This window comes from Fibrobacter sp. (genome assembly GCA_017503015.1).
In the GTDB taxonomy this organism is placed as follows: domain Bacteria; phylum Fibrobacterota; class Fibrobacteria; order Fibrobacterales; family Fibrobacteraceae; genus Fibrobacter.
Map to the genome: position 1 here is coordinate 1 of JAFVTX010000067.1, position 11,015 is coordinate 11,015.

The following is an 11,015-nucleotide window of genomic DNA, read 5'->3' on the forward strand; positions in this document are numbered from 1 at the left end:
ACAGAAGCGACCGCAAAGCCTAAAAGCAAAAATAAAAAATTGGCCTGACTTTGCTCTCGCAACCACGCCTCGTTAATACGAGGCGTTTGTTGCTCACAGAAGCGACCGCAAAGCCTAAAAGCAAGAATAAAAATGGTCTGACTTCGCTCTTTAGAGTCTCTTGAGAACTGCGGCGGCGTGGTGGATAAAGCCCTCTTCGGTGGCGACGGCGGCAATGGCCTTCGCGTTCTTCTTGATGGCTTTTTCGCTGTAGCGGATGATGCTCATGCGCTTTAAGAAGTCGTACACGCCCAGCGGGCTGAAGAAACGGCCCGTGCCGTTGGTAGGCAGCACGTGGTTCGGGCCCGCGAAGTAGTCGCCCACCGGCTCAGAGGACCAGGGGCCGATAAACACCGCACCCGCGTTTTCGATCTGCGCCGCCATGGATTCGGCTTCGCTGGTCATCACTTCCAAATGTTCCGGAGCGATGCGGTTTGCGATTTCCACGCCGTCGAACCAGTCCTTCACCACGAGGATGCGCCCGAAGTTGCCGAGCACCTTCTCGAGGAGTTCCTTCTTCGGGGAATTTTCCACCTGGATATCCACGCAGGCGCTAATCATCTGGGCGGTTTCCATGTTGTCGGTAATGCAGATGGCCGCCTCGAAGCCGGAACCGTGTTCCGCCTGGCTCAAGAGGTCGGCAGCCACAAAGTCCGGATCGCAGGTATTGTCCGCCATCACCAGCACTTCGCTGGGGCCTGCCACCATGTCGATGTCCACGACGCCGAAGACTTCCTTCTTGGCGATTGCCGCAAACACGTTGCCCGGGCCCACAATCTTGTCGACGCGTTCAACCACAGTCTTGCCCTTGGCATCCTTGGCACCATAAGCCAAGAGACCGATAGCCTGGGCGCCACCAATGTGGTAAACTTCGGTAATACCCAGTTCCTGCAGCACGAATGCCACAGCGCGGTTGATTTCGCCCTTGATAGGGGTCACCACCACAATGTCTTCCACGCCGGCAACGAGAGCCGGGACTGCGTTCATGATGACGGTGCTGGGGTAGATGCCCGCACCGCCCGGCACGTAGAGGCCCACGCGCTTCATGGGGCGGATACGCTGGCCGAGAACCACGCCGTCCTTCCCTTCCATGAGCCAGGATTCTTCCATCTGGTTCTTGTGGAAGTCGCGCACGTTCTTGATGGCCTGCTTCAGGGCCTTCTGGAGTTCCTTCGGGCACTTGGCGGCAGACTTCGCGATGGCCGAAACCGGCACGCGGATGTTCTTGCCCTTGAGGCCATCGAACTTCTGGGCGTATTCCGTCGCCTTCGCGACGCCACCTTGTCTGATGTCGGCAAGGATCTGCATCACCTTGTCGTGAATTTCCTTGCTCGGGGCGACTTCGCGCCCGCAGATGCGTTCAATTTCAGCAGATTTCGGAGTAACCTTGATTATTTTCATAAACTACCTCCTCTTCTTCGCAGAACGGGTGATGTCGGCGAGGTTCCTCACCTTGCGGGCGCTCAACTTCTTGGCCTTCGCCGGAGCGGGCTCTTCTTCCTTCACGGCAGCCTTCGCAGCAACTGGCTTCACGTCGATATGCTTGTAAGGCTTTTCAATGACCTTCTCGTCCAACAAAATCTTGTAAGTAAGTCCATCTACGAACGCCATCCAGGACGCTTCGATGATGTTGCTGGAAACACCCACCACGTTCCAGTAGCCCTTCTCGTCACCGAAGGTAGTCCACACGCGGACCGTGGCGTCAGAAGCGACATTGCTACCCAGCACACGGACCTTGAAGTCGTCCAGGCGGACTTTCGCCATATTCGGGAAGAACGGGAGCAGAGCCTTGCGAAGCGCTGCATCCAGGGCGTTCACCGGGCCGTCGCCCTCGCTCACCTGATGGCTAATCTTGTCGCCAATCTGGAGCTTGACCGTCGCCTGTGAAACAGACACGCCCTGAGTGGTCTTGTCTTCGATAACACGGTAGCCCAGCACCTTGAAAGGCTCCTGCACCATACCCAGATGGCGGTAAACCAACAGTTTAAAACTGGCTTCGGCAGAGTCGAAATGCCAGCCTGCGTTTTCACGTTCCTTGATGAGCGTGAGCAGCTTGCCCACTACAGGGTCTTTCTTGTCGATGCCCGGTTTGATAGCCTTGAGCTTTTCCACAACCAGGGAACCGCCCGCTTGGTCGCTGGTCACAAACACACGGTCGTTGCCCACGGCATGGGGGTCAATGTGCTCGAAGCTGCGGGAAACCTTCATCACGCCGTCAATGTGAGCGCCACCCTTGTGTGCAAAGGCCGCATCGCCTACGTACGGGGCATGAGGATCGCTGGGCAAGTTCACAATCTGGTCAATGCTGCTACTCAACTGACGGAGCCTTGCAATCTTCTTGGCCGCAAAGAACTTTGCATCCATCTTGAAATGCAGGTCTGCAGCAATGGTGGTGAGGTTCGCGTTTCCGCAGCGTTCACCAAAGCCGTTCACTACGCCCTGTACCATCACGGCACCGTTCTTGACGGCATAAAGGCTGTTGCACACCGCAAGTCCAGAATCATCGTGAACGTGGATCCCGAGAGGTGTGGAAATATGCTTTTTCACTTCCTTGATAATGCTTTTCAGTTCCCAAGGCATGGTTCCGCCATTGGTATCGCAAAGCACGATACAGTCCGCATGGCCCTTTTCTGCCGCACGGAGGGTCTCGATGGCATATTCCGGATTCGCCTTATAGCCGTCAAAGAAATGTTCCGCATCGTAGATGACCTCTTCGGAATGTTCCTTGAGGTAGGCCACCGAAGACTCGATCATGTCCAGGTTTTCTTCCAGGGTAGTGCGGATAACGTCGGTCACATGCAAATCCCAGCTCTTGCCGAAAATGGTCTTTACGGGAGCGCCGGACTTTACCAGGGCCTGCAGCAGCGGGTCCTTTTCGGGCAACACCTTGGGGCGACGGGTCGAGCCGAAAGCGGCAATCTTCGCATGCTTCAGTTTAACTTCTTTAATCTTCTGGAAGAATTCCTCGTCGGTGGGATTGCTGGGGTTCGGCCAGCCACCTTCGATGTAGTCAAAACCGAAACTGTCCAGGAGCCTTGCTATCTGCAGCTTGTCCGCCAGGGACAAACTGATTTTCCTATCCTGGTTACCGTCGCGGAGGGTCGTGTCGTACAAAAAAACTTTCATACGACCAAAGATAAAAAAATAGGCCGATGGTCGGCAGGGCGAAGCCCGACAGTTGTCAGTTTTCAGTTACGAGCATTGTAAAATTCAAGAGTTTATTCCCCAAAACCCATAACTCACTACTCATAACTCACTACTCACAACTCACCACTCACAACTCACTACTCGTATATTTCCATGTAGGCCGTTTCTTCGTTCATTCCGGCCCGGACCATCTTGAGGCGTTCCGCCTTGGCATAGAAGTACCAAATCATCCACTCCCCCGCCATGTCCGTACGCTTGGTCTTGATAACCACGGGCTTTTCGCCTTTGTAGAAATCCCGCTTGCGGGGAATCATGTGTTCGAAGGGGCGGTACACGTGGACATCTTCGCCAGCCTTGCGTTCTATAAAGCCTTTGCCGTCCTTGCTCCAGGTGATATAGACGGTGCCGTTGTCGTCCTTGACCTTTTCGCAAGAATCAAAGCCGCTACCGCACCAAAGGTACTTCTTGAACTTGAAGGTCTGTTCCGGCATGGCAAACACCTCTACCCGACGGGTGTTTCCTTTGTACGTATTGTACTCCCCTGCCAGCGTAAAACTCCCAGAATTGTAGTCCACACACCCCCGCTGAGCCACTTTCACCTTGCGGTTCAAAATGCTAATGTCCAGAACGCAGCCTTCCTCCTTGTAAGAGAGCCGCCCGCCGTTGGTGGACTCCTCCATAGGGATGTCGCTGGCCTCTATTTCGGCGCGGTCTCCCAAAGGACCGTTCTGGATGGTCACGGTAAACTTGCCAGGATTATTGGGAGATTTTTTCAGGAACAGGCTACCGGTAGCGGAGGCATACTCTCCACTTAAATCCATGGATTCCTGCTGGAAGCGGGCCAGTTCCGAACGCCTGGCATAGACTTGTCCAATCTTGCAGTCAATGGGAACGAACTTGGGAGGTTCCTTGGGGTCCTCCATCACGTATTTCACCACTTTTTTCTTTTTGACCTTGGTCTTGGGTTTTCCTTTCTTATCCTTGACCACCTTTCCCTTTTTGTCCTTCACCTGCACCGTTTCCTTGACCCAGGAAACCTTCTTGACCTTCACCTGAGGAATCGGTAACTCCTTGATCCAGTCCGAACGATTCAGTTCGCCCACAGGAGCATCTTCGTTGATTTTTCCCTTGACCATCTTGTAGACGGGCAAAGTTTCTTGAGAACAAACAGCTACCGCAAGGGACAAGAGCAGAAACACTATAATTTTCTTCAAAATAAACCTCGTTTGACTATAACATAACATTTTTTTAAGAAAATCAGTTTTTACAAGCCCCAAAGCCCTATTTTTTTTCTAAAATTCACGCATATTGAATATTGAAAGGAGATTCTTTTTCATGAAAAAAATGATTCTATTGTCCTGCGTGCTGGCGGCATCCGTTTTTGCCGCTCCCGAAGCAGCACCTGCCGCACAGCAGCCTGCAGCCCCGGCTGAACAAGCCGCACCCGCCGCCGAAGCGGCCGCACCGGCAACCGAGCAGGCAGCACCTGCCGCAGAGCAGGCTGCACCGGCAGCAGAAGCCACCGCCGAACAAGCCGCACCTGCAGAACAAGCTGCAGCACCCGAAGCCGCCGCACCGGCAGAACAAGCAGCACCTGCCGCTGAAGCCGCTCCTGCCGACAGCGCTGCCGCCGCAGCCCCGGCCGAAGAAGTGGCCGCAGCCCCGGTTGATAGTGCAGCTGCACCTGCCGACACAGCCAAGGCCGCCGCTGTCGCCGAAGACGACACAACTGGCTTTGTTGCCGCTGCCGCTCCTACAAAGGAAGCTAAGGCTCCGGCCAAGAAAAAACGCAAAAAGAAAAAGATGATCGACAACGCCATGTTCGAAACCCAGAAGCTCTCCTTCGACGTGATGGCTGATTTCGAATTGGAAGCCGGCAAGGTCTTCTGGAACACCGAAGACGACGAAAACGGCGACAACCTGGAAACCTGGAATGGCGAAGCCAATTTCGCTATCTTGGCCGAAGGCGATGACTTCAAGGGTAAGTTGGGAATTTCCCTGCACCCTGGCGACCTGGAAAAGTCTGTTGACGACTACGAGACCAAACGCCAAAAACGCGAAAAAATCCGCAACGACGACTATAACGAAGTCAGCGATTATTTCGAGCTTGATGAAGCCTGGGCCTACCAGGAAACGGAACACCTGAGCTTCAAGGTCGGTCGTTGGGACAACACCGACAAGAACGGTGACTACTTCGGTGGCTACATTGATGGTTACCTGGCTGGATTCATGTCCACCCAGCGTTCTGAAAACCAGTTGCAGTTCGGTTTCAGCCCCACTGAAAACATGGACTTCTTCGTTTCTCTCATCAGCACCGCCCCTCACCTGAACAAGGGTGACATCCGTGCCGCATTCAACTTCCATGGCCTGGAAGGCCTCAGCGACTTGAACGTGCAGCTGGCTTACCGAGCCAACGTGTTCGATGTGGTCTATGACTCCGATGCCGAAGTCAAGCACAACGCCTCCTTGAAGGCAAACCTGCCCATCATCCGCAAGCACATGAACATCTTCGCCGAAGCGGCCCTGATGAACATTGACCCCAACGAAGACATGGTTATCCCCGTAACTGGTGGCTTTGCCTTCTTCACCCCGGTGGTGGACCGCATCATCCTGGAAGCTGAATACATCGGCGACCGTCATGAACACCCGGAATACCAGAGCTTCAAGACCAAGAACGTGAAGGACGTGCTGGGAGCCCTCTACCTGGAAAAGGCTTTCACGGACCGCTTCAGTCTGTCCGCCGGCTTCCACAGCTACGGCAGCTCTCGTGACTTCATGCTCTCCGGCAACTTGGTTGGCCGTATAAACTAGGACAACCTTTTTCTACAATTAGAAAGTCCCGCGGAATTCCGCAGGACTTTTTTTCATTTAGGAACTATTGTATTTGAATCTCAAATTCCGAAATCCAAACTCCGAAATCCGAACTCCGAATTCTGAATTATTAAACGCCTTTTCGGTCCAGGTCCAGCAACAAGGACTGGAGGCTGTCTTCTACCGAGGCGCGGAAATCCGCAGAACCGAGACTGCAGCTGGCCACCACGTCGCTTCCCTTACAAATACGGATAACCGCAAAACCACCCTCTTCAGAAAAAGAAACGGAAAGCCCTTTCTTCAAAACCTTTTCTATCAGGTCGCGCATATAATCTCCTTTTGGCAGCCGCCTGGCGGCTCTTGGGGTTCAAACTTGTTTCCGGCGGATGCCGTAGCCATAAACTAGGCTTTTTTTTCTGAAAAAACAAGCATTTTTTGATTTTTGTTGAAATTCTTTTTATTTTGGTTCAAAAAACAGGTCCAAATGCCCCATAAACCGCTCTACGACAGCCATATCCACATTACAAGACTCCCCCATCCAAGGGAACTCGCCCAGGAACTGGACCGAATAGGCTACGCCTACACCGCCGTCGCCTGCGAACCCGGAGAATGGGAGTCCCTATGGAAACTGTGGCTGGATTTGGATCTGAAAAGCAAGGGGGGCAACCTAGCCTTCGGAATCCACCCTATGGCAATTGCCCAGGCGACAGAACCGCACAAGGCAGAGCTCCGCCGCATTCTGGAACAGGATAGCGGTTTCATGGTAGGCGAAGCGGGTCTAGACCGCAGGTTCCCGGAATACGGTGCTGGCGAGTTGCAGGAGCAGTGGTTTACTTTCCAGGCAGAGCTGGCTCTCGAATTGAAGCGGGATTTTCAAATCCATTGCGTCGGCGACTACGGACGCGCCATCGCCCTGTTGAAACAAGCGGGTTTCGGAAAGACTAAAGAAGGCCCGCGTCCCATTTTCCACCGGTTCGGCGGCGATACCGGCACTGCCCGTCAAATCCTGGAGATGGGAGGTCTTCTTTCGGTCCACGCCAGCACCCTCACCAAGAAGTCTTCGCGAAAGGCCATAGCGGAACTTCCGAAAGAGTTTCTGCTGTTCGAGACCGACGCAGACGAAAACTTTGTAGAAAAATCTTTCGGTGAAATCGAGATCAGCACCGGAGACATCGCCCAGAAGTTACTATCAGAGCTTCGGGATGTCCGCGAAGCTGCGGAAAATCTCTAGAATCTTACTGGCCAATACTTCGGCCGGAGCAGCTCCCAATTCAAAGACCGCCTGCAGGGGCGTTGCCCCGAGGTAACGCATGGGGCAAGTGCAGCGGCCCGAAATTTCGCCCAGTATGCGGGTATCTGGTGGAGGGAATTCCGTGAAGGTCGCCACCAGGATTCCCTTACGCTGTTGCAGTCCCTGAATGCGTAACCCGCCTGCGATAAGGCCGATTTCGGTTACCTTCATGAGCATCTGGGCGGGTACGGGCACCGGGCCAAAGCGGTCTTCCAGTTCCTGGGAAATACTTTCCACCTCGGCCCGAGAGGCAATGCGGGCAATCCGCTGGTACAGGGAGATTCTCGTAAGGCCATCCTGAATGTAGTCCTCGGGCAGGTAGGCGTCCACGCCGATTTCCACGCGGGGCTGAATGGGCTTGTCCGTAGGGCCGCCCCGCAACTCCTCCACCGCTTCCTTAACCAGCCGGATGTACGTCTCGAATCCCACCTCGGCGATAAAGCCGTGCTGCTCCTGACCCAGGAGGTTTCCTGCGCCGCGGATTTCCAAGTCCCGCATGGCCAGCTGGTAGCCGCTCCCCAGGTCGGTGTACTGCTCCAGCGCTTTTAGGCGGCGCATGGATTCCGGAGAAATTTCCGACTTGGCGGGAATCACCAAGAAAGCCTTGGCCAGCACATCGCTGCGGCCTACGCGGCCCCGCATCTGGTAAAGCTGGCTGATTCCGAAATGATGGGCGTTGTTGATGATAATCGTGTTGGCGTTGGGCACATCCAGGCCCGACTCGATAATGCTGGTGCTCACCAGCACGTCAAATTCCTTGGAAAGGAAGGCGTTCATGACGCGCTCCAAATCCCGATCTTCCATCTGGCCGTGGGCCACCGCCACGCGGGCCTCGGGCACCCAGGCTTCCACTTCTTCTGCAAGCTGGTTGATACTCTGCACACGGTCGTTCACCACGAACACCTGGCCTCCGCGGGCAAGTTCGTCCTTCACCGCTTCTGCAAGAATCACGTCGTCCCGCTTCATGAGCTTGGTCTCTACAGGCAAGCGGTTGATGGGCGGCGTATTGATGAGGGAGATGTCACGAACGCCGGTCATGCTCAAGTGCAAGGAACGGGGGATTGGCGTGGCGCTCATGCTGAGGGTATCCACCGACAGGCGGAACTCCCTGAGCTTTTCCTTCTGTTTTACACCAAACTTCTGTTCTTCGTCTACAATGAGCAGTCCCAAATCCTTGAAGTGGTTCTTCTCGCTGAGCAGGGAATGGGTCCCTACCACAATATCCACCTTGCCCTCGGCAAGCCCGTTGAATATTTCCCGCTTTTCCTTGGTGGTCTTGTAGCGGTTCACCAGGGCGATATTCACCGGAAAAGCGGCAAAGCGTTCCTTGAAGTTTTCGTAGTGCTGAGCCGCAAGTATGGTGGTAGGCACCAGGATAGCCACCTGCTTCTTGGCGCAGACGCACTTGAAGGCGGCCCGCATGGCCACCTCGGTCTTTCCGAAACCCACGTCTCCGCATATCAGGCGGTCCATGGGACGGCGGCTTTCCATGTCCCGCTTGATATCTTCGGTAGCCTTCACCTGGTCTGGCGTAGGCTCGTATTCGAAGGCGTCTTCGAACTCCTGCTGGAGCTTTCCGTCGGGCGGGAAACCGAAACCTTCCACCAGCTCGCGGCGGGCGTACAGTTCCACAAGTTCCCTGGCAATCTGCACCACCTTCTTCTGGACCCGCTTCTTGACGGTATCCCAGTTCTTGCCGCCCAACTTGTCCAGCTTGGGCGGTTCCTCTTCGGAAACATCCAGGCGGTCAATCTTCTGCAGGTCCGAGACAGGAAACTTGAGACGGTCTCCGCCGCTGTATTCCAGTAGGGCGCAGTCCACCATGCCGCCGTTGACTTCTACACGGACAAGCCCAAGGTAACGGCCCACACCGTGGTCTTCGTGAGCCACGTAATCCCCGCGGTTCAGGGACTCCACCATCAGGGCTGAGGCCACCGAACCCGCAATCTGGCGCTTGCGGGACTTGCCTGCGTGGCGGTTGAAAATGCGGGTCTCCGTAAGGAAGGCCACCTTTTCGTCGGTAAGCCAGAAGCCTTCCGTCAGGTTCCCTACAAAGTAATCTTCTACGGGGAGTCCTTCCAGCACGTGCCGGAGTCTTGCAAGAGCTCCCGGCGTAGGGGCCACCACGTAGACCAAGCCTCCGGAGGCACCGAACCCCTCTATCTGCTTCGCCACGGCGTCGGTTCCCGTGCTGGAGAAATCCTGAGGGGTTGCAGAAATCTTGTACCAGCTGTTGGACTGAGCCTCTACCCGCGTAAGGTCCAGGCTCGCCTTGCCCGGGAACTGTCTGGAAATCTCGCCGAATTTCCACCAGATTCTCTCCGGCGATTCCGTGTCGGGGCGAGCCGTTTTCAGTTCGCCAAACAAGTCTTCAAAATGCAGATACTGCCTAGCCGCCGTCTCCGCCAGGGAGGAAAGTTCTTCGAACACCAAAGAACAGCGGGGCAGGTAATCCAACAGGCTGGAATTCAATTCCTGGTAGCGGGAGCGTTGCCACCAGAGGCCGGAAATATCAGCGTCAATCTTGGAGGATTCCTGCAAGGGCAGGGTGAACTCTCCCATGGGGAACAGTTCAATACGGTCCATCCTTTCGATAGAACGCTGGGTAAAAATGTCAAAGGTGCGGATGGACTCGATTTCGTCTCCGTAGAATTCGATACGGACGGGGTGCGGGTACAAGAAGCAGTTCACGTCTACAATGCATCCGCGAATAGAAAACTCCCCCACGCTGCTCACCACGGGCTGTTCTACGAAGCCATGGTCCAAGAACCAGGGCCGGAGCGCAGCCGGTTCCACCACGTCGCCCACCTTCAACGAACGGATGTTCTTCTGGAGCGTCCCCGGAACGGGCAGGCGCATAAGCAGGGCATCCAGGGAGCAGACCGCCACCAAGGGCTTTTCTGGATTCCCGGAGTCCTTGAAAAAACGGAGCCGTTCTTCTAGCACCCCTTCAAAAGGGACCTTCTGTTCGTAAGGTTTTAGCCCGATGGACGGGAAGAACCGCACAAAGTCCTCGCCAACGAGGCTCTGCAAATTTTCCATCCAGACTTCGGCGGACTTGAAATCTTTGGCTACCACCAGGATGTTGCCCGGGTCCGTAAAGAAACGCCTTGCCACCATCATGGCGGCCATAGGGACCGTGGCTCCGTTTACATGAACGGCTTCATCCCCAGCCTCCGCAAAGAGGCTCAGGGTCCGGGGGACAGGGTTCTGCAGGTATTCTTGGATGGAGTCCATTGGGTCTGCAAAAGTAGAAATTTTTTCTCCAGAATTCTGCTCACATTTAGTCGACGAGTCTCAACCAGATCGGTTACTTTACAATTTTCATTGAACTTTGTATATTTGGTTTATCTTCTTTCCCTTGGAAGGGGGTGCCTTGGTTTGCCAAAATCCCTGCTACCCGCAGTGATTTTGCCCTTCGGGCCTTTCGCACACAGAGTGTGCTCAAGGGCCTAAATGCTCGCCAGCTCGCATTTAGTCGACGAGTCTCAACCAGATCACCCCCTATATTCATAGGGGGTGATCTGGTTTCGACAGGGTCGCTGAAGTGTTAGTTGCAAGCCGAGGTCTCAGACGAGGGCACTCGTAAAAAAGTCTGAAAAAAAATAAGTGCTGACGAAAACTACGCACTCGCTGCCTAATTAGCGGCAACGCCGGGCCTCATCCCGCTCCCATCGGGATGTACGTCCGGACGCAATATGGGATAGGAATCTTCCATGCCTGGGGG

General features: G+C 54.8%; 7 protein-coding genes and 1 other RNA gene. 3 read left to right on the forward strand and 5 right to left on the reverse strand.

The window, feature by feature from the left end; translation table 11 throughout:
- Window positions 1-150 precede the first annotated feature (150 nt).
- From hisD to IKB43_11980, 3 genes are all read right to left on the reverse strand, one after another.
- On the reverse strand, window positions 151-1,440 hold the full coding sequence (gene hisD, locus IKB43_11970; GenBank protein ID MBR2470841.1) for a histidinol dehydrogenase: 1,290 nt from the start codon (window positions 1,438-1,440) through the stop codon (window positions 151-153).
- 3 nt (window positions 1,441-1,443) lie between these two features.
- Window positions 1,444-3,165, reverse strand: coding sequence for a citramalate synthase (gene cimA, locus IKB43_11975; protein ID MBR2470842.1), 1,722 nt, complete (start codon window positions 3,163-3,165; stop codon window positions 1,444-1,446).
- A 158-nt stretch (window positions 3,166-3,323) separates the two neighbouring features.
- A complete protein-coding gene (locus IKB43_11980; protein ID MBR2470843.1) occupies window positions 3,324-4,400 on the reverse strand; it encodes a hypothetical protein in 1,077 nt (358 codons plus the stop codon).
- A 121-nt stretch (window positions 4,401-4,521) separates the two neighbouring features.
- Between IKB43_11980 and IKB43_11985 the strand changes: the two genes are divergently transcribed.
- Complete coding sequence (locus IKB43_11985; protein MBR2470844.1) at window positions 4,522-5,997, forward strand: hypothetical protein; 1,476 nt, start codon at window positions 4,522-4,524, stop codon at window positions 5,995-5,997.
- 130 nt (window positions 5,998-6,127) lie between these two features.
- On the opposite strand, the gene IKB43_11990 is transcribed toward IKB43_11985, so the two are convergent.
- Window positions 6,128-6,325, reverse strand: coding sequence for a hypothetical protein (locus tag IKB43_11990; protein ID MBR2470845.1), 198 nt, complete (start codon window positions 6,323-6,325; stop codon window positions 6,128-6,130).
- A 156-nt stretch (window positions 6,326-6,481) separates the two neighbouring features.
- Here IKB43_11990 and IKB43_11995 point away from each other — a divergent pair, with 156 nt between their 5' ends.
- Window positions 6,482-7,228, forward strand: a complete 747-nt coding sequence (locus IKB43_11995; GenBank protein MBR2470846.1) for a TatD family hydrolase — start codon at window positions 6,482-6,484, stop codon at window positions 7,226-7,228.
- On the opposite strand, the gene mfd is transcribed toward IKB43_11995, so the two are convergent.
- Window positions 7,187-10,525 carry a transcription-repair coupling factor gene (gene mfd / locus IKB43_12000; GenBank protein ID MBR2470847.1) on the reverse strand — a complete coding sequence of 1,113 codons (3,339 nt, stop codon included), beginning with the start codon at window positions 10,523-10,525 and terminating at the stop codon, window positions 7,187-7,189. The two genes, IKB43_11995 and mfd, sit on opposite strands and share 42 nt — an antisense overlap.
- Before the next feature lie 278 nt (window positions 10,526-10,803).
- On the opposite strand from mfd, the gene ssrA reads away from it, so the two are divergent.
- Window positions 10,804-11,015: a transfer-messenger RNA gene (ssrA, locus tag IKB43_12005) on the forward strand; the annotation flags it as partial.